Origin of the sequence: Streptomyces flavofungini (assembly GCF_030388665.1) — a bacterium.
GTDB lineage: Bacteria > Actinomycetota > Actinomycetes > Streptomycetales > Streptomycetaceae > Streptomyces > Streptomyces flavofungini_A.
The window spans coordinates 4,231,957-4,255,869 of record NZ_CP128846.1 but is presented as its reverse complement, the minus strand read 5'-3'; the positions used below and the strand labels follow the sequence as shown (position 1 = coordinate 4,255,869).

Sequence of the window (23,913 nt, the reverse complement as noted above, 5' to 3'; positions counted from 1 at the left end):
TGGCCGGTGCGTCGCGTGAGTTCGGAGAGCTCGGCGCGGCCGCCGGGCCGGATGTGGGGTAGGGCGCGGAGCGTGGCGCGGGACTCCGGAATGGTCACTTCCGAGTACGCCATGGGGATCATCGCGACCGTGGCGTTCGCCGGGTTGCTCTACAAGGTTGTGACGAGCGGACCGGTCAAGGCCGCGCTCCAGGCGGTGGTGGAGAGGGCACTCGATGTCCAGTTCTGAGGCTGGTTCCGGGGCCGGTCCCGAGTCTGGCCCTGAGTCCGGTTCCGGTTCCGGGGCCGGTTCCGGAACCGGCCCTGAGGCCCGTTCTGGATCGTGTTCCGAGTCCGGTTCCAAGGGTGGTTCTGGGCGCTGGGCCGGGCGGTGTCGCGGTCGGAGTGACGGCGGGTACGTGACGGCGGAGGCGGCGGTGGTGCTGCCGACGCTGGTGCTGTTCACGATGGCGCTCGTGTGGGCCTTGCTGGCCGCGTCCGCGCAGATCCAGTGCGTGGACGCGGCCCGGGCCGGGGCCCGGGCGATGGCCCGCCAGGACCCGCGGGGCACGGCGGTCGCGGTGGCCCGGCAGGCGGCACCGCGCGGCGCGAGTGTGGCGGTGAGCAGGGACGGTGACCTGGTCCGGGTGGAGGTTGTGGCGCGGTCGCCGGGGCCACGGGCGCTGGGGCTCGGGCTGAGGCTGCGGGCGGAGGCCGTGGCGATGGCGGAAGAGACGGTGGGGCAGACGGTGGGGGTGGGGGCGTGAGGCGGGGGCCTGCGGGAGGTCGGCGACCAGGGGGCGGATCCGGGCCGGGCGGGGCCGGGCCAGGTGGGGCTGGACCAGGTGGGGCCGGACCAGGTGGGGTCGGGGCGGGTGCGGACCGGGGTGCCGCGACGGTGTGGACGGTCGTGGTGATGGCCCTGCTGTGCGCGGTCGCGGGGGTCGTGCTGGCGATGGGGCAGGCGACGGTGGCCCGTCATCGGGCGGGCGGCGCGGCCGACTTGGCGGCGTTGGCGGCGGCGGACCACTGGACGGCGGGCCGTGCGGAGGCGTGTGCGCGGGCCGAGCGGGTGGCACGGGCCCAGGACACGCGGATCGTGCGGTGCGCGGTGGCGGGCGAGGTGTCGGATGTGACGGCGGCGGCGGAGTTCGGGCCGTTCGAGCTGGAGGTCAGGTCGCGGGCGGGGCCTGCGGGGGCGGTGCCGGGTGGGCCTCTGGTCGGGGGTGCGGCTGCCGCTGAGGGCTGGTCAGTGGGGGCGGGATCAGGGCGTGGGGGCGTCCTTCAGGAGGGTGGTGAGGAGGCGGATCGCGCCGCGTTTGTGCAGCGGGTCGTTGCCGTTGCCGCACTTGGGGGACTGGATGCAGGAGGGGCACCCGGCCTCGCACTCGCAGGAGGCGATGGCCTCGCGGGTGGCGGTGAGCCAGGTGCGGGCGGTGTGGAAGGCGCGCTCGGCGAATCCGGCGCCGCCGGGGTGGCCGTCGTACACGAAGACCGTCGGCAGCAGGGTGTCCGGGTGCAGGGGCACGGAGACGCCGCCGATGTCCCAGCGGTCGCAGGTGGCGAAGAGGGGCAGCATGCCGATGGAGGCGTGTTCGGCTGCGTGCAGGGCCCCGCCGAGGATCTCCGGGTTGACGCGGGCGGCGTCGAGCTGGTCCTCGGTGACCGTCCACCACACCGCGCGGGTGCGCAGGGTGCGGGGCGGCAGGTCGAGCTTGGTCTCACCCAGGACCTCGCCGGTGATGAGCTTGCGGCGCAGGAAGGAGACGACCTGGTTGGTGACCTCGACGGAGCCGTAGCAGAGGCGGCCGGGGCCCCAGGGGACCTCGGTGTCGGTGTCGAGGACGGAGATGGCGGTGGTGTCGCGGGCGGTGGTCGAGTACGGCGGGACGGCCTCCTCGACGAGGGCGACGGAGTCGTCCAGGTCCAGGGACCGGACGAGATAGGTACGGCCCTGGTGGAGGTGGACGGCGCCTTCGTGGACGGTCGTGTGGGCGGCGGAGGCGTCGACGGTGCCGAGGAGGCGGCCGGTGCCCTCTTCGACGACCTGCACGGGCCGGCCGCCCCCACCGCGGATGTCCGTGAGGTCGGCGGCGCGCTCGCGGCGGGTCCAGTGCCAGGCCTTCGTGCGGCGGCGCAGCAGCTTCGCGGCCTCCAGCTGGGGGAGCAGGTCCCCGGTGGCCGGGCCGAAGAGCTTGAAGTCGTCTTCGGTGAGCGGGAGTTCCGCAGCGGCGGCGCACAGGTGGGGGGCGAGGACGTAGGGGTTGTCGGGGTCGAGGACGGTCGATTCGACGGGCTGGTCGAAGAGCGCCTCGGGATGGTGGACGAGATAGGTGTCCAGCGGGTCGTCGCGGGCGACGAGGACCGCGAGCGCGCCCTGGCCGGAGCGTCCGGCACGGCCCGCCTGCTGCCAGAGGGAGGCACGGGTGCCGGGATAGCCGGCGATGACGACGGCGTCCAGGCCCGATGCGTCGATGCCGAGTTCGAGGGCGGTGGTGGCGGCGAGGCCGAGGAGTTCGCCGGAGTGCAGGGCTTGTTCCAGGGCGCGGCGCTCCTCGGGGAGATAGCCGCCGCGGTAGGCGGCCACGCGACGGGCCAGGGAGCGGTCGACCTCGGCGAGGCGTTCCTGGGCGATGACGGAGATCAGCTCGGCGCCGCGCCGGGAGCGCACGAAGGCCACGGAGCGGATGCCCTGGACGGTCAGGTCGGTCAGCAGGTCGGCGGTCTCCGCGGTGGCGGTGCGACGGACCGGGGCGCCCTTCTCGCCGTGGAGTTCGGTGAGCGGCGGCTCCCAGAGGGCGAAGACGACCTCGCCGCGGGGTGAGGCGTCGTCGGCGACCTCGGTGACGGGGAGGCCGGTGAGGCGTTCGGCGGCCTGGGCGGGTTCGGCGGCCGTGGCGGAGGCGAGGAGGAAGACGGGGTCGGAGCCGTAGCGGGCGCACAAGCGGCGCAGGCGGCGCAGGACTTGCGCGACGTGGGAGCCGAAGACGCCGCGGTAGGTGTGGCACTCGTCGATGACCACGTAGCGCAGGGCGCGCAGGAAGGAGGACCAGCGGGGGTGGGAGGGGAGGATGCCGCGGTGCAGCATGTCGGGGTTGGTCAGGACGTAATTGGCGTACTGGCGCACCCACTCGCGCTCTTCGACGGGGGTGTCGCCGTCGTAGACCGCGGGCCGCACGGCCGTGCCGAGGGGGGCGGCCAGGGCGCGGACGGAGCGGCGCTGGTCGGCGGCGAGGGCCTTGGTGGGGGCCAGGTACAGGGCGGTGGTGCCGCGGCCGTTGGGGGCCTCGGAGCCGTCGAGCAGTGCCGAGAGGACGGGTGTGAGATATGCCAACGACTTGCCCGACGCGGTGCCGGTCGCGACGACGACGGACTCGCCGTCCAGCGCGTGTTCGGCGGCCCGCGCCTGGTGGGCCCATGGGTGATCGATTCCGGCCGACTGCACGGCGGCGATCACTTCCGCGCGGATGCGATCGGGCCAGACCGCATAACGGGCCGCACGTGGGGGCAGGTGCTCCGTATGAGTGACGCGCGCAGCCCGGCTCGGCCCCGTGGTCAGCCGGTCGAGGACCGCCTGCGGGGAGGCGTGTGCCGGGGTGTCCCGCGAGGGTCCTCCGGAGGGAGAAAAGTTGGCCATCGGCACCGAGTGTGTCACCGGCGGGATGGACAATGGTCCGAAGGCGTCGTGCACGCCTGCCGGTAAGTGATTGAATGCCATCGCGGCTGGCGATCCGTCCCGAGGGCGTGGGCCGAGGTGTCCCGAGGGGCGACCGCTCGATAGCAAGGTGCTGGAGGATCCGTGGACCTGTCTCTGTCGACCCGTACCGTCGGCGATCGTACGGTCGTCGAGGTCGGTGGCGAAATCGATGTATATACCGCGCCCAAGCTGCGCGAGCAGTTGGTCGAGTTGGTGAACGACGGCAGTTTCCATCTGGTCGTCGACATGGAGCGAGTGGACTTCCTCGACTCCACCGGACTCGGCGTGCTGGTCGGCGGCCTGAAGCGGGTGCGTGCCCATGAGGGCTCGCTGCGCCTGGTCTGCAACCAGGAGCGCATTCTCAAGATCTTCCGTATCACCGGTCTGACCAAGGTGTTCCCGATCCACACGTCGGTCGACGAAGCGGTCGCGGCCACCGACTGATCCGGTTGCCCGGCAGCGGCCGGGCGCCCCGGGACTCGTCCCGGGGGTTCCGGGCCCGTCGGCCCGGAGTGGCAGTACGGCAGGGGGCCGGGCCGACGGCCGGGCCCCCTGACAGCACGCGTGTATGTCCGAGGGGGATGCATGGCCACCGTTGAACTCCGCTTCAGCGCGCTGCCCGAGCACGTCCGGACCGCCCGCCTGGTGGCGGCCGCGGTCGCGCGCAGGGCGGGCGTGGACGAGGCGGTCCTCGACGAGGTCAGGCTCGCGGTCGGCGAGGCCTGCACCCGTGCCGTCGGGCTGCATCAGGCCGCCGAGGTTCCCGCGCCCGTGCGGGTTGCCCTCGTGGAGGAGGAGAAGCAGTTCTCCATCGAGGTCGGCGATGAGGCTCCGCGTTCCGCGCCCGGGGAGCGGGCGCCCGGTGCTGGGCCCGGATCCGGGGAGGACCTGGAGGCCGAGGGCGAGGACGAGATGGGCCTTGCGGTCATCAGCGGACTCGTGGACGACGTGGAAGTGACCGCCGGCGAGAACGGCGGGTCGATTCGGATGACGTGGCCCACGACGTCCTGATGGTCGCGTCGCGCTGACGGTCTCGTCGTCCTGATGGTCGCGTCGCGCTGACGGTCGCGCTGCCCTGAACGGTCGCCACGCCCTGATGGCTCTGGCTTCCTGACGCTTGCGGTGGCCTGACCCTGGCCGGGTCCGGGGCCGCCCCCGGTGTACTTGCTGTGCCCCAGTTCGCTGCCGTGCGCTGCCGCGTCGGCCCGAGCCGGGGCTTTTCGCTTCCCCCACCCGCCCGCCCCTCCCGGGGATGCGCCCCCATGCCCCGTGGGTCATATGGGGCCGCGCCCCATGCCCCCTGTCGGCGCGTCGCGCCTCGTCCTCAAACTCCCCCAAGCTCTTGAGGAGCAGAGGGGACCCCCACGACGGGCTGGGCCGAGCCCCGTCGGCCGGCAGCTGCGCTCCGGTAGGAGTGGGGCCCTCGGGGCGGGTGGGGTCAGAGAGCTGCAAGGGGCCAAGCGTGTTCGGATATCGGGACGGGCGTTCGGGGTTTGAATTGTGTTACTAGTGATTCCGGTGGGCCGAACTTCGGTGATCCATTAAGGGAACTCTGCGGCGGCGCCGGCGTCAATGCTTTTGGGGCATTACCGCTTTCGGGGTCAATCCGGCGGCGCGATCATTTGCGGATACGCACTCCCACGCCAATTCCGTTTGCGGCGCACTGTTTTGATCAGGTTCGGCTCCCTACAATCCGTCCACATCTTGAGCTCAGCCCAAGCGTCAAGGAGGACGAATGGCGGGGCTTTCTACCCCTCATCAGCTTGACCACCCCTCAACCCTCGCAGCCGCCGTACTGACCGACGACAACCGGCTCATCGTGATGGTGATCGCGGCCGTCGCGGTCGCGGCGCTCGTGCTCGCCTGGATCCTGGTGCGCCAGGTACTCGCGGCGGGCGAGGGCACCGACAGCATGAAGAAGATCGCGGCGGCGGTCCAGGAAGGCGCGAATGCCTATCTGGGACGCCAGATGCGCACCCTCGGCGTATTCGCCGTCGTGGTGTTCTTCCTGCTCATGCTGCTGCCCGCGGACGACTGGAATCAGCGGGCCGGCCGCTCGATCTTCTTCTTGATCGGCGCGGCGTTCTCGGCGACCACCGGCTATATCGGTATGTGGCTCGCCGTACGCAGCAATGTGCGCGTGGCCGCGGCCGCGCGGGAAGCGACACCGGCGGAAGGCGAGCCGGAAAAGGATCTCACCGCCGTCTCGCACAAAGCCATGAAGATCGCTTTCCGTACGGGCGGCGTCGTCGGCATGTTCACGGTGGGGCTCGGTCTGCTCGGCGCCTCCTGTGTGGTGCTCGTGTACGCGGCCGACGCCCCCAAGGTCCTGGAGGGCTTCGGCCTCGGGGCCGCGCTGATCGCGATGTTCATGCGTGTCGGAGGCGGCATCTTCACCAAGGCCGCCGACGTCGGCGCCGACCTGGTCGGCAAGGTCGAACAGGGCATTCCGGAGGACGATCCGCGCAATGCCGCGACCATCGCCGACAACGTGGGCGACAACGTCGGCGACTGCGCGGGGATGGCTGCCGACCTCTTCGAGTCGTACGCCGTCACGCTCGTCGCCGCGCTGATCCTCGGCAAGGCGGCGTTCGGTGACTCCGGACTCGCGTTCCCGCTGATCGTGCCCGCGATCGGTGTGATCACCGCCATGATCGGGATCTTCGCGGTCGCGCCCCGGCGCGCCGACCGCAGCGGCATGACCGCCATCAACCGCGGCTTCTTCATCTCCGCGGGCATCTCGCTGGCGCTCGTCACGGCGGCCGTCTTCGTCTATCTCCCGTCGAACTACGCGGACTTGGACGGCGTCACGGACGCGGCGATCCTCGCCAAGGACGGCGACCCGCGGATCCTCGCGGTCGTGGCCGTCGCCATCGGCATCGTCATGGCCGCGCTGATCCAGCAGCTCACCGGCTACTTCACCGAGACCAACCGGCGTCCCGTCAAGGACATCGGCAAGAGCTCGCTGACGGGCCCGGCCACGGTCGTGCTCGCGGGCATCTCCATCGGTCTGGAGTCGGCCGTCTACACCGCGCTGTTGATCGGTCTCGGCGTGTACGGGGCGTTCCTGCTCGGCGGTACGTCGATCATGCTCGCCCTGTTCGCGGTGGCCCTCGCCGGTACGGGTCTGCTGACCACGGTCGGCGTCATCGTCGCCATGGACACCTTCGGGCCCGTCTCCGACAACGCGCAGGGCATCGCCGAGATGTCCGGCGACGTCGAGGGCGCGGGCGCACAGGTCCTCACCGACCTGGACGCCGTCGGCAACACCACCAAGGCCATCACCAAGGGCATCGCCATCGCCACGGCCGTGCTCGCGGCCTCGGCGCTCTTCGGGTCGTACCGCGACGCGATCGCCGAGGCGGCGGACGACGTCGGCCAGAAACTCGGCGACGGCGCCCCGATGAACCTGGTGATGGACATCTCCCAGCCCAACAACCTGGTGGGCCTGATCCTCGGCGCGGCGGTCGTGTTCCTCTTCTCGGGGCTCGCGATCAACGCCGTGTCGCGATCGGCCGGAGCCGTGGTCTACGAGGTGCGGCGGCAGTTCCGCGAGCGCCCCGGAATCATGGACTACACGGAGAAGCCGGAGTACGGGCGCGTCGTCGACATCTGCACCAAGGACGCGCTGCGGGAGCTGGCCACGCCCGGTCTGCTCGCCGTGCTCACGCCCATCGCGGTGGGCTTCAGCCTCGGCGTCGGCGCGCTCGGCTCGTTCCTCGCGGGCGCGATCGGCACCGGCACGCTGATGGCGGTGTTCCTCGCCAACTCCGGTGGCGCCTGGGACAACGCCAAGAAGCTCGTCGAGGACGGCCACCACGGCGGCAAGGGCAGCGAGGCCCATGCCGCGACGGTGATCGGTGACACGGTCGGCGACCCGTTCAAGGACACCGCGGGCCCGGCGATCAACCCGCTCCTGAAGGTGATGAACCTGGTGGCGCTGCTCATCGCGCCCGCGGTCATCAAATTCAGCTACGGCGAGGACAAGAGCGTGGCGATGCGGGTCCTGATCGCCGTGCTGTCCATCGCGGTCATCGTCGGGGCGGTGTACGTGTCCAAGCGGCGCGGCATCGCCGTGGGTGACGCGGAGCCGCAGGGAAAGGTCGCCAATTCGGCGGATCCGGCGGTGGTTTCGTGACGTAGGCCGACGCGGGACCGCGGCGGGCCGGGACGGGGTGACCCGGACCGGTCGGACGCGGTGGATCCGCTCAACACGCGGGCGGGCGGCGCTTCTTGAGGCGCCGTCCGCCCGCGGGCGTGTGCGCGGGGTCGCGGAGCGTGCCTCGTGAGCCTTCTCTCGTACCCGCACCTTGGTGCAAATGGCTGCAATAGGGGTCGTAACGTACCTCTGGCATGAGGTTGTCGCCCAGTTGGCGTGTAAGTTCCGGGGCCGAGAGCCATGGAAGGGACCAATCCGGTGAACAAGAAGCTCGCGGCCGCGCTGTCCGGCGGTGCGGTACTGGTACTGGCGCTGTCGGGATGCAGCAGTGACGACGGTGACAAGAAGCTGGACGACTGGGCCAAGAAGGTCTGTGACACGGCCGTGGGGCCGCAGTCGAAGAAGATCGCCGACGCCAACGCGGCGATCAAGAAGCAGACCGCCGACAACAGTTCGCCGGACGAGGTCAAGAGCACCGACTCCAAGGCGTTCGGCGACATCTCCGCGGCCTACGCCCAGCGGAGCGCCGCCCTGAAGAAGGCGGGCGCCCCGCCCGTCGACGACGGCGAGAAGAAGCTGAACGACGCCGTGAAGGAGCTGGACGGCCTCTCCAAGTCCTACTCCGATCTGAAGGCGCAGACCGACAAGCTCGACACCAAGGACCAGTCGGCCTTCGCGGACGACCTCGCGAAGATCGCCGAGGAGCTGGGCAAGCTCAGCCAGAGCGAGAACACCGCCCAGAAGAAGCTGGAGGCGGGCGACGTGGGCAAGGCCATGCGCGAGCAGGACGGCTGCAAGTCCGCGGCGGCCACTCCGAAGACCCAGAGCTAGCCGCGTCCGCGGCACGCTGAGGAGGCGGAGCCGGACGGGTCCCGGTGTCCGCTCATCCGTACGGCCGTGTGCCCCCGGTGCCCAGTGGCGCCGGGGGCGCCGTCTTGAGCGGGCGGGTCACAATTGGAGGGTGAGTAACGCCAGCATGCCCTTGCCCTCGTCCGACCGCGCCGACGTCACCGCGCGGCTGCGGGAAGCCCTCCTCGCCGCCGACTTCACCGCCGACGGGCTGCTCGAACTGCTCGGGGCGCCCGCCTACACCGCGCTCGCCCGCAGCGAGACCGTGCCCGCGCTCCGGGCCACCCGGGGCGACGGGGCCCTTGCGTCGCTCGTACGGCTGTTCCTGCTGCAGCGTCCCGTGTCCCACGCGCGCGTGGCCGACGTACTTCCGGTGGGCGCGCTCCTGGAGAGCGGCTGGCTGGTCCGCGCTGAGGGTGCGGACGGCGCGCAGGGCGCGGTGGACGGGGATGAAGGCGCCGACGGGCTCCGGGCGACCGTCGACGTGCGGCCCTACGGCGGACCGGACGGCGAGGACTGGTTCATCGTGTCCGACCTGGGGTGCGCGGTCGGCGGCGCCGGAGGCATCGGAAGCCGCGACGAGGGCGTGGTGCTCGGCGTCGGCGGTGCGTCCACGACGCTCGCGGGCATCACCGTGCGGGCGCCCGCCGCGAGCGCCCTCGACGTCGGCACCGGCTCCGGCATCCAGGCCCTGCACGCCTCCCGGCACGCCACCCGGGTCACCGCGACCGACCTCAACCCCCGTGCCCTGCACTGCACCCGCCTCACGCTCGCCCTGTCCGGCGTGCCCGCGGCGGACCTGCGGGAGGGCTCCCTGTACGAGCCCGTGGGCGACGCGACGTACGACCTGATCGTGTCCAACCCGCCGTTCGTGATCTCGCCCGGCGCCCGGCTGACCTACCGGGACGGTGGCATGGGCGGGGACGATCTGTGCCGCTCGATCGTTCAGGAGGCGGGGGAGCGGTTGAACGAAGGGGGGTACGCGCAGTTTCTCGCCAACTGGCAGCACGTGGAGGGCGAGGAGTGGACCGAGCGGGTCCGTTCCTGGGTCCCGCGCGGCTGTGACGCGTGGATCGTGCAGCGCGAGGTGCAGGACGTCACGCAGTACGCCGAGCTGTGGCTGCGCGACGCCGGGGACCACCGCACGGACCCGGCCGAGTACGCCGCCCGGTACGACGCCTGGCTCGACGAGTTCGAGGCCCGCAAGACCCGGGGCGTCGGCTTCGGCTGGATCACCCTGCGCAAGTCCGGCGCCGCCGAGCCGTCCGTGACCGTCGAGGAGTGGACGCACCCCGTCGAGCAGCCCCTCGGCGAGACGGTGCAGGCGTTCTTCGCACGGCAGGACTACCTGCGCGCGCACGACGACGCGGCCCTGCTCGCCGAGCACTTCAAGCTCGCCGACGGCGTGGTGCAGGAGCAGATCGGCCTGCCCGGCGCGGAGGACCCGGAGCACGTGGTGCTGCGCCAGCACCGCGGCATGCGGCGCGCCACCCAGGTGGACACCGTGGGCGCGGGCTTCGCGGGCGTCTGCGACGGCACGCTGAGCGCCGGCCGGATCCTCGATGCCATCGCCCAGTTGATGGGTGAGGACGCGGTGCTGCTGCGCGACCGCACCCCGGCGCAGATCCGGCTCCTGGTGGAGCAGGGGTTCCTGGAGCCGGTGGGGCAGTAGGGGCCTGTGGGCGGGCCCGCCCACAGGCCGGCACCGGCCCGCCCACAGGCCGGCACCGGCCCGCCCACAGGCCGGCACCGGCCCGCCCGCAGACCTGGCCAGAGGGGAGAAATCAGCCCCTCTGGGAGCCGATCCAGCCATTGTGGGCCTCGGAAGCTGCCCCCCGTTCACCCGGATTTCGCGCTTCCGCCGCCCGGGCGTGCCAGCCTCCCCAGCCGGGGTACCCGACGGGTGCCGCACGGACGGGGCGGGAGGCCAAGCGCATGGAGAGCGGACCTGCGATCTTCGCTGGGACGGTGTTCGCGCTGTTCGGGGCGGGCCTGCTGCTGTGGACGGGCACCCGCGTCGCCCACCGCGCCCCCGTGGCCCACGGCGTCCACCCCACGGCCGCCGCGACCCTCACGACCTTGGCGGGATCCGGCGCCCTGGCCCTCGCGGTGTGGTGCTTCACACGCCTCTGAGGCGGCACGGCCGCACGGCACGCCAGGCCGCGTGACCGGAACGCCCACGCGACCGGGCAGGCCGCGCGCGGCGAGGAAAGGGCGGGGTGGGCGGGGTGAAGCCCGTCCGGCGCTTGAGGACGAGCCCGCAGCGCGATGGACGGCACGCCACGCGAAGGGCACCATAAAAAAAGTCTCCGCACCCGCACCGCCCAGGGCCCAGGGGGCAGTGACCGCCAGCCCAGGCGGCAGGAATGGCGGTAGTCGGGTTACCGTTCGAGTGGCCGTTGCGGGCTTTTCCCGTTTGACACGGGGGCGGGATGTACCGTCACACTCCGCAGCGTCAGCGCAACGCAAGCGCGGTCACATCGCCCCACGGCGCCGGACCGCACCGCCGCAGCACTGCCCACCGAGCGTCGACCGGAGAGAAGAGCGAAGTTGTCCCCGACCAGCGAGACCGCGCAGGGCGGCCGCCGACTCGTCATCGTCGAGTCGCCTGCCAAGGCGAAGACGATCAAGGGCTACCTCGGCCCCGGATACGTAGTCGAGGCGAGCGTCGGGCACATCCGCGACCTTCCCAACGGCGCCGCGGAGGTCCCCGAGAAGTACACGGGCGAGGTGCGCCGCCTCGGCGTGGACGTCGAGCATGACTTCCAGCCGATCTATGTCGTCAACGCAGACAAGAAGGCGCAGGTCAAGAAGCTCAAGGACCTGCTGAAGGACTCCGACGAACTCTTCCTCGCCACCGATGAGGACCGCGAGGGCGAGGCCATCGCGTGGCACCTCCTCGAGGTCCTGAAGCCCAAGGTCCCGGTCAAGCGCATGGTGTTCCACGAGATCACCAAGGACGCGATCCAGGGCGCCGTCGCCAACCCGCGCGAGCTCAACAAGCGCATGGTCGACGCCCAGGAGACCCGCCGCATCCTGGACCGCCTGTACGGCTACGAAGTCTCGCCGGTGCTGTGGAAGAAGGTCATGCCGCGCCTGTCGGCGGGCCGTGTGCAGTCCGTGGCGACCCGCCTCGTCGTCGAGCGCGAGCGCGAGCGCATCGCCTTCCGCTCCGCCGAGTACTGGGACCTCACCGGCACCTTCGGCACCGGTCGCCCCGGTGACTCCAGCGACCCCTCCCAGCTCGTCGCCCGCCTCACCACGGTCGACGGCAAGCGCGTCGCGCAGGGCCGCGACTTCGACTCGCTCGGGCAGCTGAAGAGCCAGAACACGCTGCACCTGGACGAGGCCAACGCCCGCGCGCTCGCCGCCGCCCTGGAGCAGACCGCCTTCTCCGTACGCTCGGTCGAGTCCAAGCCGTACCGCCGCTCGCCGTACGCCCCCTTCCGTACGACGACGCTGCAGCAGGAGGCCTCGCGCAAGCTCGGCTTCGGCGCGAAGGCCACCATGCAGGTGGCCCAGAAGCTGTACGAGAACGGCTTCATCACCTATATGCGTACGGACTCCACGACGCTGTCCGACACGGCGGTCTCGGCGGCCCGCGCGCAGGTCACGCAGCTGTACGGCAGCGACTACCTGCCGGACAAGCCGCGGACGTACGCCGGGAAGGTCAAGAACGCGCAGGAGGCGCACGAGGCGATCCGACCCTCGGGTGATCGTTTCCGCACGCCCGCCGAGACCGGCCTGACCGGTGACCAGTTCCGGCTCTACGAACTGATCTGGAAGCGGACCGTCGCCTCCCAGATGAAGGACGCGACCGGGAACTCCGTCACGGTGAAGATCGGCGGCCGGGCCGCCGACGGCCGCGACGCCGAGTTCAGCGCGTCCGGCAAGACCATCACCTTCCACGGCTTCCTCAAGGCCTACGTAGAGGGCGCCGACGACCCGAACGCCGAGCTGGACGACCGCGAGCGCCGGCTGCCGCAGGTCTCCGAAGGCGACGCGCTGTCCGCCGACGAGATCACGGTCGACGGTCACGCCACCAAGCCCCCGGCCAGGTACACGGAAGCGTCCCTGGTCAAGGAGCTGGAAGAGCGTGAGATCGGCCGCCCGTCGACGTACGCGTCGATCATCGGCACGATCCTCGACCGCGGCTACGTCTTCAAGAAGGGCACGGCCCTGGTGCCGTCCTTCCTCTCCTTCGCCGTCGTCAACCTCCTGGAGAAGCACTTCGGGCGGCTCGTCGACTACGACTTCACCGCGCGGATGGAGGACGACCTCGACCGCATCGCCCGCGGCGAGGCGCAGGCCGTGCCGTGGCTCAGGCGCTTCTACTTCGGCGAGGGCGAGCCCTCCGGAGGCGCAGCCGACGCCGGGAACGGCGACGGCGACCACCTGGGCGGCCTCAAGGAGCTCGTCACCGACCTGGGCGCCATCGACGCCCGCGAGGTGTCGTCCTTCCCCGTGGGCAACGACATCGTGCTCCGTGTCGGCCGCTACGGCCCCTACGTCGAGCGCGGCGAGCGCGACTCCGAGGGCCACCAGCGCGCCGATGTCCCCGACGACCTCGCGCCCGACGAGCTGACCGTCGAGTACGCCGAAGAGCTGCTCGCCAAGCCCAGCGGCGACTTCGCGCTCGGCACGGACCCCAGCACGGGCCGCGAGATCATCGCCAAGGACGGCCGCTACGGCCCGTACGTCACCGAGGTCCTTCCCGAGGGCACCCCGAAGACCGGCAAGAACGCGGTCAAGCCGCGCACCGCGTCGCTCTTCAAGACCATGTCCCTGGACACGGTGACCCTGGCGGACGCCCTGAAGCTGATGTCGCTGCCGCGCGTCGTCGGCACCGACGCCGAAGGCGTGGAGATCACCGCGCAGAACGGCCGCTACGGCCCGTACCTGAAGAAGGGCACGGACTCGCGCTCCCTGGAGACCGAGGAACAGCTCTTCAACATCACCCTCGACGAGGCCCTGGAGATCTACTCCAAGCCGAAGCAGCGCGGCCGCGCCGCGGCCAAGCCGCCGCTGAAGGAGCTGGGCGAGGACCCGGTCAGCGCCAAGCCCGTCGTCGTCAAGGACGGCCGCTTCGGTCCGTACGTGACGGACGGCGAGACCAACGCGACCCTGCGGTCCGGCGACAGCGTCGAGGACATCACTCCGGAGCGCGGCTTCGAGCTGCTCGCCGAGAAGCGGGCGAAGGGCCCCGCGAAGAAGACCGCCAAGAAGGCGGCCAAGAAGGCCCCGGCGAAGAAAACAGCGGCTAAGAAGACAGCTGCCAAGAAAACGGCGGCTAAGAAGACGACGACTGCGGCCAAGAAGACCGCCACCAAGAAGGCGGCGGCTTCGAAGGCGGCGGCCGAGGACTGATCCGGCCGAGGACTCATCCGGTCGACGGTTGATCCGGTCGACGGTTGAATTGATCCGGCCGACGGCTGATCCGCTCGACGGCTGATCCGGCTGACGTGACGCGGCGTCGGGGTGCCTGAGGAAAAGGTGCTCCGGCGCCGCGTTTCCGTGCCCGGAACGGATGCGGCCGCACCGGTACAGGCCGGGCGGGCACGGGTCCGTGTGTTCGGGCGGGCCCCGCGAGGAGGCTCGGCGTCCAGATAGGCTGGACGGATGACGCGTGCCGAACAGCCACCCGCCATGACCACGGCCCCCGATGACGCCCTGCTCGCGGACTCCCGCGAGCGCGCGGTGCGCGCCCTGCTGCGCGTACCGCAGCTGAAGCGGTTGTGGAGCGCGCACCTCGTCGGCAGCGTCGGTGACGCGCTCGCGCTGCTCGTCCTGGTCATGCTCGCCCTCCAAGCGGCTGTCGCCGAGGGGGCGTTCGGCGACGGCTACAGAGGCGTCGCCATCGCGGTGACCGCCGTCTTCGGAGCACGCGTTCTCGCGACCCTCCTCTTCGGAGCGGTCCTGCTCGGCCCGCTGACGTCCCTCACGTCGCCGGACGGCCCGCTCGACCGCCGCTGGACCATGGTCGGCGCCGACGGCGTCCGGGCCGCGCTGCTGATCTGCGCGCCCCTGTGGATCGACTGGACGCCGGCCAACGCGCTCGCGATGCTGCTCGTCACCGCCTTCGTGGCCGGTGTCGCCGAACGCTTCTGGACGGTCGCCCGCGAGAGCGCCGCGCCCGCGCTCCTCCCGGGGCCGCCCCTGGAGGGCGCCACCGTGCGCCCCCTGCCCGACCACATGGACGCCCTGCGGCGCCTGTCGCTGCGTACGGGCTTCGTGGCGCTGCCGCTCGCGGCCGTCGCGCTCGTCGCCGTCAGCCTCCTCGGCATCCTGCTCGGCGCCGGAGTCGACTGGTTCGAGCAGCACCAGGCGGGCCTCGGCTCGTTCCTCGCGGCCGGACTGTTCGCCGCGTCCCTGTCGATCGTGTACGCCATCCAGCTGCCCGGTACGCACACGCCCCGCGCCCGCAGCCCTCTGGAGGGCCTGCGCAGGCCGCGCACGGGCAGCGGCACCGACAAGGGCCGCACCGGCGCGATCCCGCTCCTCGTGGCCGCCTGCACCGCCGTCGCCGGGGCCGTCGCCGCGGCCGTCGCGGTCGCCGTGCTGCACGCCAAGGACCTCCAGGGCGGGCCCGTCACGTACGGCCTGTTCGTCTTCGCGCTGACCGGCGGCACGGTCGCGGGCATCCGCACCGCGCCCGCGCTGCTGCCGTCGCTGTCGCGCCGCCGTCTGCTGGCGCTCGCGATCACCGTCACCGGAGTCGCGCTGCTCGCCGCCGGACTCGTCCCCGACGTGACGACGGTCCTGCTGATCCTGGCGCTCGCCGGCCTCGCCGCGGGCATCGCGGCGAACCTCGGGCACGCGCTCCTCGACCAGGAGGTCGAGGACTACCGCAGGGCGCGCACCACCGAGCACCTCCAGGCCGTCGTGCGCCTCTTCGTGGCGCTCGCCGCGCTCGTGGCGCCGCTGCTCGCGGCCGTCATCGGGCCGCACCGGATGGTCAACGGCAAGTTCGTCTTCGACCACGGCGGCGCCTCCTTCACGCTGATGCTGGTCGGCGCGCTGCTGCTGCCCGTGGCCGCGCTGGTCCTCGCCAAGGCCGACGACCGGCAGGGCGTGCCGCTCCGCCACGACCTGCGGGACGCGCTGCGCGGCGGCGACGACCCGGTGCAGGCGCCCGCCGCCTCCGGGTTCTTCATCGCCCTGGAGGGCGGCGACGGCGCGGGCAAGTCCACGCAGGCCGAGGCGCTCGCCGAGTGGATCCGCGCCAAGGGCCACGAAGTCGTCGTCACGCGCGAGCCGGGCGCCACGCCCGTCGGCAAGCGGCTGCGGTCGATCCTGCTGGACGTGTCGTCGGCCGGACTCTCCCACCGCGCGGAGGCGCTGCTGTACGCCGCCGACCGCGCGGAGCACGTCGACACCGTCGTACGACCCGCCCTCGCGCGCGGGGCCGTGGTGATCTCCGACCGGTACATCGACTCGTCCGTGGCCTACCAGGGCGCAGGCCGCGACCTGTCGCCGACCGAGGTCGCCCGCATCAACCGGTGGGCCACCGGCGGCCTGGTGCCGCACCTCACCGTCCTGCTCGACGTGGCCCCCGAGGCGGCCCGCGAGCGCTTCACGGAGGCCCCGGACCGGCTGGAGTCCGAGCCCGCCGAGTTCCACGCGCGCGTGCGCTCCGGATTCCTCACCCTGGCCGCCGCCGACCCGGGCCGGTACCTGGTCGTCGACGCGGCCCAGGAGCCGGAGGCCGTCACCACCGTGATCCGGCACCGCCTCGATCTCGTACTGCCCCTCTCCGAAGCCGAGGTGAAGGCCCAGGAAGAGGCCCGCCGCAAGGCCGAGGAGGAGGCGCGGCGGCGCGCCGAGGAGGAGGCCGCCCGCAAGGCCGAGGAGGAGCGCCTGGAGCGCGAGCGCCAGGAACAGCTCGCCAAGCTCCGCGCGGAGGAGGAAGAGCGCAAGCGCCGCGAGCTGGAGGAGGCCCAGCGCCGCGAGGCCGAGCGCCAGGCCGAGGAGGCCCGGCTGCGCGCCGAGGAGGCCCGCCGCAAGGCCGAGGAGGAGCGCGCCCGGGTCCTCGCCGAGGAGGCCCGGCGCGAGGCCGAGGAGCAGGCCCGCGCCGCCGAGGAGGAACGGCGCCGCCGCGCGGCCGAGGAACAGGCCCGGCTGCACGCCGAGGCCGAGGCCCGCCGCCTGGAGAAGCAGCGCCGGGCTGAGGAGGCACTGCGCCGGGCTGAGGAGGCCCGGCTGCTGGCGGAGGCGGCCGCGGGCGCGGCGGAGTCCGGCGAGGGCGTCGGGGCTGCGGGGTCCGCGCGGGGCGCCGGGTCCGCGGGTTCGGGGAAGGCTTCGCTCGACAAGTCGGCTCAGAAGTCGTCCGGTCCTGCGGTCAGGTCCGCCGACTCGGCTGACTCTGCGGGCAGGTCCTCCGGCCCGGTCGGCAAGGCGCCCGGTTCGCCCGGTTCCCCCGTCGAGACACCCGACAACGAGACGACCGTACCCACGCCTGTGGTGAAGCCGCAGGTCCCGGGTGCCGCCGACGAGACGACCGTTCCCACGCCTGTGGTGAAGCCGCAGGTCCCGGGTGCCGCCGACGAGACGACCGTCCTGCCGCAGGTTCCGCGGGCCGCTGACGAGACCGCTGTGCTGCCGCAGGTCCCGGAGGCCGGGGCCGCGGGTACGGGGCACGGCGCGGGCCGGTCCGGCGGGGGCGAGTCCGACGTGACCGCCGAGCTGCCCAAGGCGAACGTGCCGGGGGCGGCCGACGAGACGGCGGTCCTCCCGGCGGTGGGCGGGGAGCCCGCCGCGCGGGGCGGACGCGCGGAGACCGTGGCGGACAAGGTGCCGCCGGGCTACTTCCGCGACGAGCGACCCGGAGGCGACCGGTCCGGCCCGTCCGGTGCGGACCGGTCGGGCGAGGCGCTGCAAGGCCCCGACGACCGGACGCGGGAGCTGCCTCAGGTCGACGAGGACGGTACGCCGCGGCAGCGGCCGCGCCCCGACTGGGCGGAGGAGACACCGCTGGACGACCTGCCGTCGCTGGCGGACGAGCTGCTCGGGTCGCATGAGGACGACGATGTGGACGAGGGGCGGCGGCGGAGGCGCTGAGGTGCTGAGGTGAGGTGCTGAGACGCTGGGCGTTCGGGCGGTCCGGGGCCGGGCCCTCGCGGGGCGCCCCAGTCCCGCCCCTTCTCCGGCTGTGTCAGTGGGGTGCCCCACAATGAGTCCGACAGTGCGAAATGGGACGTACGCCGAGGGATCGTGTGCGTCGGTAGGGCGGAGGCGGTGACCCATGCCGGTATGGGACGACCTGGTGGGCCAGGAGAAGGTGAGCGGGCAGCTCGGCGCCGCCGCCCGTGACGCCGACGCGCTGGTCACCGCCGTCGCGGCCGACACCCCGCCGCCCGAGTCGTCGAAGATGACGCACGCCTGGCTGTTCACGGGCCCGCCCGGATCCGGCCGGGCCGACGCCGCCCGTGCCTTCGCCGCCGCCCTGCAGTGCGTGAGCCCCGACCGCGCGCTGGGCGGGGAGCCCGGCTGCGGCTTCTGCGACGGTTGCCACACGAGCCTGATCGGTACGCACGCCGACGTGGAGGTCGTCCGCACCGACCTGCTGTCGATCGGCGTCAAGGAGACCCGCGAGCTGGTCCGCCGCGCCCAGCTCTCCCCGGCGGGGGGCCGCTGGCAGGTCATCGTCCTGGAGGACGCGGACCGCCTCACCGAGGGCGCGGGCAACGTCCTCCTGAAGGCAGTGGAGGAACCGGCCCCCCGCACGGTCTGGCTCCTCTGCGCCCCCTCGCAGGAGGACGTGCTGCCCACGATCCGCTCCCGCTGCCGCCACCTGACCCTGCGTACGCCCTCGGTGGCCGCCGTCGCCGACATGCTGGTCCGCCGCGACGGCATCGACCCGACCGCCGCAGCGGCCGCCGCCCGCGCCACCCAGGGACACATCGGCCGCGCCCGCCGCCTGGCGACCGACGAGCGCGCGCGGGAGCGCAGGGCCGCCGTGCTCAAGCTGCCACTGCGCGTCGGGGAGATCGGCGGCTGCCTCAAGGCCGCGCAGGAGCTGATCGACACGGCGGCGGAGGAGGCCAAGCAGGTCGCCGAGGACGTCGACGTCAAGGAGACCGAGGACATGAAGGCGGCGCTCGGCGCGGCCCAGGGCGGCAGGATGCCGCGCGGCACGGCGGGCGCGATGAAGGAGCTCGAGGACAAGCAGAAGCGCCGCAGGACCCGCACGCAGCGCGACAGCCTCGACCTCGCCCTCATCGACCTCACCGGGGTCTACCGAGACGTCCTGGCCCTCCAGTTGGGCTCCCGCGTCCCGCTCGCCAACACCGAGGTGCAGGACATGCTGGAGCGCATGGCCCGGGACACCTCGCCCGAGTCGACGCTGCGCCGCATAGAGGCGATCGGCGCGTGCCGCACGGCACTCGACCGGAACGTGGCGCCGCTGCTCGCGGTGGAGGCGATGACGGTGGCACTGCGGGCGGGCTGAGCAGCCGCTGCGCGCGGGGCGAGGCCGCGACGCCACACCGAGCGCGCGACGCGACAGCAGCAGCAAGCTGTGACAGCAGCAGCGAGACGCAACAGCAGCAGCAAGCTGCGACAGCAACAGCGCGGCGCGACAGCAACAGCCCAGTTGACCGCATCACCCAAACGAGTGCTCAAAGTGATCTGACAACTCCATAGAGTTAGTCTCGCGAGATGGAAACCTCCCCACCCCGAGCCCGCCACCTCCGCCGCGGCTGCCTGGCCTTCCTGGCCGCCGGTCTGCTCATCTCCGGCTGCTCGTCGGCGAGTTCGTCGACCGACGTGGTCATGGACGAGCTGCCCCGCGCCACGCCGAAGGAGCTCGCGTCGTACTACGCCCAGAAGCTGCGCTGGCGCGACTGCGGGGCGCCCGGATTCCAGTGCGCGACGATGAAGGCGCCCCTGGACTACGACAAGCCGGACGCGGGCGACGTGAAGCTGGCGGTGTCGCGCAAGCGGGCGACGGGGGGAGCGGCGGGCAAGGGCGGCCGCCTCGGCTCGCTCCTGGTGAACCCGGGCGGCCCGGGCGGCTCGGCCGTCGGATACCTCCAGTCCTACGCGGCCCTCGGCTATCCGGAGAAGGTCCGCGCCCGGTACGACATGGTGGCGGTCGACCCGCGGGGCGTCGCCCGCAGCGAGCCTGTGACCTGCCTGGACGACCGCCAGATGAGCGCGTACACGCAGACGGACACCACGCCCGACGACCGGCGTGAGACCGACCTGCTCGCCACGGCGTACAAGAAGTTCGCGGCGGGCTGCAAGAAGCGCTCGGGGAAGCTGCTCGGGCACGTATCCACCGTGGAGGCGGCCCGGGACATGGACATCCTGCGCGCGGTGCTCGGCGACAAGAAGCTGACGTACGTGGGCGCCTCGTACGGGACGTTCCTCGGGGCGACGTACGCGGGCCTCTTCCCCGACCGCGTCGGCCGCCTCGTCCTCGACGGCGCCATGGACCCCTCGCTGCCCGCGCGCCGGATGAACCGCGACCAGACGGCGGGCTTCGAGACGGCGTTCCAGTCGTTCGCGAAGGACTGCGTGCGGCAGCCGGACTGCCCCCTCGGCAGGAAGAACGCCGCCGACGCGGGCAAGCGACTGAAGGGCTTCTTCACGCACCTGGACCGGGCGCCGCTCCCCGCGGGCGACCCCGGCCCGGCCGCCGGCCGCAAGCTCGGCGAGGCACTGGCCACGACCGGCGTGATCGCGGCGATGTACGACGAGGCGTCCTGGCCACAGCTGCGCGACGCGCTCGCCGCGGCCATGAAGGACAAGGACGGCTCGATGCTCCTCGCGCTCTCCGACAGCTACTACGAGCGCGACGGCGACGGCTCGTACTCCAACCTCATGTACGCCAACACCGCCGTGAACTGCCTCGACCTGCCGCCGTCCTTCAGCTCGCCCGAGGACGTGCGCAAGGCGCTCCCCGACTTCGAGAAGGCCTCCCCGGTCTTCGGCGAGGGCCTGGCCTGGTCGGCCCTGAACTGCACGTACTGGCCCACGAAGGCCACGGGCAAGCCGCAGCGCATCGAGGCCGAGGGCGCCGACCCGATCATCGTCGTCGGCACCACCCGCGACCCCGCCACCCCCTACCGCTGGGCGAAGGCCCTCGCCTCCCAGCTCACCTCGGCCCGCCTCCTCACCTACGAGGGCGACGGCCACACCGCGTACGGCCGCGGCAGCCGCTGCGTCGACGACACGATCAACACCTACCTCCTGGCGGGCCGTGCCCCCCAGAAGGACAAGCGCTGCACATAACCCCAGCTCAGCGCCCCGCACCACCCTCCCGACCGCCGCTTCGCAGGGGTGTGCGGAGCACCCTCGGAAACTGTGTAGACTTGGCGTCGTTGCTGATCGCACCATAGGTGCGGGACGCGCGCCGCCTTAGCTCAGATGGCCAGAGCAACGCACTCGTAATGCGTAGGTCTCGGGTTCGAATCCCGAAGGCGGCTCCGATAAACCCCAGGTCAGATAGCCGCTGACCTGGGGTTTTGTCTTGTTCGGGGCATGGCGCGTCACACGGCCGGGGTGCCGTGAGATGGCTTGCGTGAGCGATGCGTGAGCGGAGCCGCTCGGCGACCTACTTCTCGGGCTTCCGGCGCTTGGCCTTCTTCTTGGCCTTGGCCTGGGCTTTCGCCCTGTCCTTCGGCTTGCTGCTGTCGCCCTTGCGGGGCTTCTTGGCCTTCGCCTTCTTCGCCGCCTTGCGGGCCGCCTTCTCCGCCTCGGCCTTGCGCTGAAGCGGGACCAGCTTGGCCGTCGCCTCGGCGGCGTTCTTGCCGACTTGGGGCAGGACGCTCTGGTAAATGTCCCGCGTGATGCGGGTGTCACTGTGGCCGAGGGTGTCCGACACGATCTTGATGTCGATGCCGGCGGCGAGCATGAGGGTGGCCGCGCCGTGGCGGAGGTCGTGGAGCCGGATCGGCGGGAGGCCGGAGGCTGCGACGAGCCGCTCGAAGAGGTCGGTCACCTTGCCGGGGTGGAGCCAGGAGCCGTCTTCCTGGGTGAAGACGTGGCCGGTCTCGACCCAGGCCGAGCCCCACTCTGCGCGGGCTTCGTCCTGGCGCTCGCGGTGGTGCTTCAGGACGTTGACGGTGTCGTCGTCGAGCGCCACCACGCGGTACCCGCTGTCCGTTTTGGGGTCGGATGCCTCGATCTCCCAGCCGTCCTGCACGAGTTGGGCGGAGACGGTGAGGGAGTGGGTGTCGAGGTTCGTCTCCGACCACGGCTGTCCGCACGCCTCGCCACGGCGCAGGCCACGGAAGGCGATCAGGTGCCACATGGCGTACAGCCGGTCCTGGGCTACGAAGTCGAGGAAGGCGCCGGTCTGTTTCGGTGTCCAGACCATTACGGGCGACGGCTTCTCGCCCGTCTGCTCCCACTTGGCGATCCGCTCGTCCGTCCACACGAGCGCCTTCGGTTTGCGTACGGGGTCGATCTCGACGTGGGCCGCCGGATTGAACGTGATGATCTGCTGACCGATCGCGTCATTCAGGGCCGCGCGGAGGGTCGCCTTGACGTGCTGGCGCGTCGCAGGGCCGGTGATGCGGCGGAAGGGTGGCATCTCGTCGATCGCGGCCTTCATCGCCTTGCGGCGGGCGCGGTTGCCTACGCCCTTCCACAGCACGGTTGCCAATTCGTCGATTGCTGCTCGTCGTTGGGCGTTCTGCTCCAGGATCGCCGCGTTGGCGTCGCGGATGTCCGTGAACATCTCGCTGAGGTGGCTGACGCGCAGCCGGTCGAGGCGCCGGTGCCCGATGCGCGGCTTCAAGTGCACGCGGATGTCGGTCTCGTAGCGGCTGATGCCGGACTTGCGTATGCGCTTCCCCGCCAGCCACCGGTCGAGCCATTCGGCCACAGTCAGGCTGCCGATGAGGTCCTGGCCGGCGTTGAGGCGCCTACGGGTCTCCTCTACGTCCGGCAGGGGCGTCCGCTCGCGGCCGACCTCCGCCAGCATGGCGGCGATCAGTTCCGTGCCCTCGGGATCGTCCGACTCGGCCAGGCCCAGGAGGGCGCGGACGTGGTCGAGGTCGGCTTGGGCGGCCTTGCGGCTGTCGTAGCCACCTCGGGCGAACGACCTGCGGCTGCCGTCCTCGCGGGGCGGCAGCTCCTGGCGTATGGAGTAGGTGCAGTGGTTCCTGCTGTTGCGCTTGGGGCAGGACGTGCCGAGTTCCTTGCCGGTCTTCGGGTCGCGGCAGGAGCAGCGGCGGTAGGTGGAGCCCTTCAAAGATCGTTCTCCTTGGTGGTGTTGGTGTTGCTGCCGGGTTCGGGTGGGTCGACGTCGGCGAGTTCGGGGGGCAGGTAGGGGAGGAGGCCGCGCTCGCGGCGGATGAAGGAGCGGGCGACGCGCAGGCGTTGCTTGGCCTTGTCGATGCGCTCCAGGCAGGTGGCCTGGTCGCGCAGGGCCTCCGCCCGTTCTGTGGCGCTGGTCGCCTGCTCGACGGCGTACTGCGCGTAGCTCTCGCTGGCCATCGCGGAGCGCGCCTCGCTGAGGGCCTCGATGTGCTCGCGCTGGTAGCGGAGCATGTCGCGGTCGGCCAGGGAGCCGCTGTCCTGGGCGATGAACCAGACCATGGCCTCCCACGGAGCGATTCGCTGTTCGTACGGGAGCCGCTGGACCTCGGCGGCGTAACCGATCGGGTAGATGAGGCAGATCGGGTTCGTGCGCAGTGCCCTGGCCAGGACCATGACATCGACCAGGGGGAGGTTGGCGCGACGGCCGGATTCCATATTGGCAATCACGTTGCGGGGGATCGGATGGCCGATTTCCTCGCAGCGGTCGGCGAGGTCCTGGGCGCTCATACGCAGCTCCTTCCGTCGGCGTCGGACCTCGGCGGCCACGGTGGCCATGACGTGGTCGGCCCACTCGGGGATGTCGTCCTCGTCTTCGTCCTCGTATCCAGCATCGAAATCGTATTGTGTCATGAGGACACATTAACTTCTTCATCCTTGATTTGGTGGCCTGGAGCCGGGCGTGATCGTCACGTTCGCCGAGGGCTCAGTCATGGATGGAGCGCGTATGCGCGAGAACGAAGCCGTCGGCCACGTGAAGGGCATGAGCCGCGAGGAGCTGTTGACCCTGCCCGCCGCCGTTGACCTGGAGACAGGTAATCGGGCGTTGGGGCTCGGGCGGAGCAAGGGGTACGAGCTGGCGAAGCGCGGCCAGTACCCGTGCAAGGTGCTGCGGCTGGGCAACGCCTACCGGGTGGTGACCGCAGACCTGCTGGCCCTGCTGGGCCTGGCCGCATGAGGGGACG

General features: G+C 71.8%; 16 protein-coding genes, 1 tRNA gene and 1 pseudogene. 15 read left to right on the top strand and 3 right to left on the bottom strand.

What is annotated here, in order from left to right:
• Positions 1 to 51: 51 nt before the first annotated feature.
• The 3 genes and pseudogenes from QUY26_RS17565 to QUY26_RS17555 form a co-directional block, all read left to right on the top strand.
• A complete protein-coding gene (locus tag QUY26_RS17565; RefSeq protein WP_289955796.1) occupies positions 52 to 228 on the top strand; it encodes a DUF4244 domain-containing protein in 177 nt (58 codons plus the stop codon).
• A gap of 169 nt (positions 229 to 397) precedes the next feature.
• Complete coding sequence (locus QUY26_RS17560) at positions 398 to 745, top strand: TadE family type IV pilus minor pilin (protein WP_289947717.1); 348 nt, start codon at positions 398 to 400, stop codon at positions 743 to 745.
• A gap of 149 nt (positions 746 to 894) precedes the next feature.
• Positions 895 to 1,185, top strand: a pseudogene (locus QUY26_RS17555) (Rv3654c family TadE-like protein); the annotation flags it as partial.
• 57 nt (positions 1,186 to 1,242) lie between these two features.
• Here the strand turns inward: QUY26_RS17555 and QUY26_RS17550 are convergent.
• Entirely contained in the window at positions 1,243 to 3,696 is a 2,454-nt protein-coding gene (locus QUY26_RS17550; protein ID WP_289947714.1) for a DEAD/DEAH box helicase, read from the bottom strand.
• Positions 3,697 to 3,777: 81 nt separating this feature from the next.
• Here QUY26_RS17550 and bldG point away from each other — a divergent pair, with 81 nt between their 5' ends.
• The 11 genes from bldG (at position 3,778) to QUY26_RS17495 (ending at position 21,111) form a co-directional block, all read left to right on the top strand.
• Positions 3,778 to 4,119, top strand: coding sequence for an anti-sigma factor antagonist BldG (gene bldG, locus QUY26_RS17545; protein ID WP_030677886.1), 342 nt, complete (start codon positions 3,778 to 3,780; stop codon positions 4,117 to 4,119).
• 141 nt (positions 4,120 to 4,260) lie between these two features.
• Positions 4,261 to 4,686 carry an ATP-binding protein gene (locus tag QUY26_RS17540; RefSeq protein ID WP_289947709.1) on the top strand — a complete coding sequence of 142 codons (426 nt, stop codon included), beginning with the start codon at positions 4,261 to 4,263 and terminating at the stop codon, positions 4,684 to 4,686.
• A gap of 724 nt (positions 4,687 to 5,410) precedes the next feature.
• Entirely contained in the window at positions 5,411 to 7,813 is a 2,403-nt protein-coding gene (locus QUY26_RS17535) for a sodium-translocating pyrophosphatase (protein WP_289947707.1), read from the top strand.
• A 261-nt stretch (positions 7,814 to 8,074) separates the two neighbouring features.
• Entirely contained in the window at positions 8,075 to 8,665 is a 591-nt protein-coding gene (locus QUY26_RS17530; protein WP_289947704.1) for a small secreted protein, read from the top strand.
• A 130-nt stretch (positions 8,666 to 8,795) separates the two neighbouring features.
• Positions 8,796 to 10,355 carry a DUF7059 domain-containing protein gene (locus QUY26_RS17525; RefSeq protein ID WP_289947703.1) on the top strand — a complete coding sequence of 520 codons (1,560 nt, stop codon included), beginning with the start codon at positions 8,796 to 8,798 and terminating at the stop codon, positions 10,353 to 10,355.
• Positions 10,356 to 10,618: 263 nt separating this feature from the next.
• Positions 10,619 to 10,816 carry a hypothetical protein gene (locus tag QUY26_RS17520; RefSeq protein WP_289947701.1) on the top strand — a complete coding sequence of 66 codons (198 nt, stop codon included), beginning with the start codon at positions 10,619 to 10,621 and terminating at the stop codon, positions 10,814 to 10,816.
• A gap of 417 nt (positions 10,817 to 11,233) precedes the next feature.
• Entirely contained in the window at positions 11,234 to 14,050 is a 2,817-nt protein-coding gene (gene topA, locus QUY26_RS17515) for a type I DNA topoisomerase (RefSeq protein ID WP_289947698.1), read from the top strand.
• A 252-nt stretch (positions 14,051 to 14,302) separates the two neighbouring features.
• Positions 14,303 to 17,740 carry a dTMP kinase gene (tmk, locus tag QUY26_RS17510; protein ID WP_289947696.1) on the top strand — a complete coding sequence of 1,146 codons (3,438 nt, stop codon included), beginning with the start codon at positions 14,303 to 14,305 and terminating at the stop codon, positions 17,738 to 17,740.
• 184 nt (positions 17,741 to 17,924) lie between these two features.
• Positions 17,925 to 19,130 (top strand): DNA polymerase III subunit delta', encoded by a 1,206-nt coding sequence (locus tag QUY26_RS17505; protein WP_289947694.1) that lies wholly within the window; start codon positions 17,925 to 17,927, stop codon positions 19,128 to 19,130.
• Between the two features lie 209 nt (positions 19,131 to 19,339).
• Positions 19,340 to 20,917, top strand: a complete 1,578-nt coding sequence (locus tag QUY26_RS17500; protein WP_289947690.1) for an alpha/beta hydrolase — start codon at positions 19,340 to 19,342, stop codon at positions 20,915 to 20,917.
• Between the two features lie 120 nt (positions 20,918 to 21,037).
• Positions 21,038 to 21,111 (top strand) — tRNA-Thr (locus QUY26_RS17495).
• A gap of 128 nt (positions 21,112 to 21,239) precedes the next feature.
• Here QUY26_RS17495 and QUY26_RS17490 read toward each other — a convergent pair.
• A complete protein-coding gene (locus QUY26_RS17490) occupies positions 21,240 to 22,883 on the bottom strand; it encodes a tyrosine-type recombinase/integrase (protein ID WP_289947689.1) in 1,644 nt (547 codons plus the stop codon).
• On the bottom strand, positions 22,880 to 23,581 hold the full coding sequence (locus QUY26_RS17485) for a helix-turn-helix domain-containing protein (RefSeq protein WP_289947687.1): 702 nt from the start codon (positions 23,579 to 23,581) through the stop codon (positions 22,880 to 22,882). The genes QUY26_RS17490 and QUY26_RS17485 overlap by 4 nt, the downstream gene beginning before the upstream one ends.
• Before the next feature lie 94 nt (positions 23,582 to 23,675).
• Here QUY26_RS17485 and QUY26_RS17480 point away from each other — a divergent pair, with 94 nt between their 5' ends.
• Entirely contained in the window at positions 23,676 to 23,906 is a 231-nt protein-coding gene (locus QUY26_RS17480) for a hypothetical protein (RefSeq protein WP_289955795.1), read from the top strand.
• Positions 23,907 to 23,913: the final 7 nt, after the last annotated feature.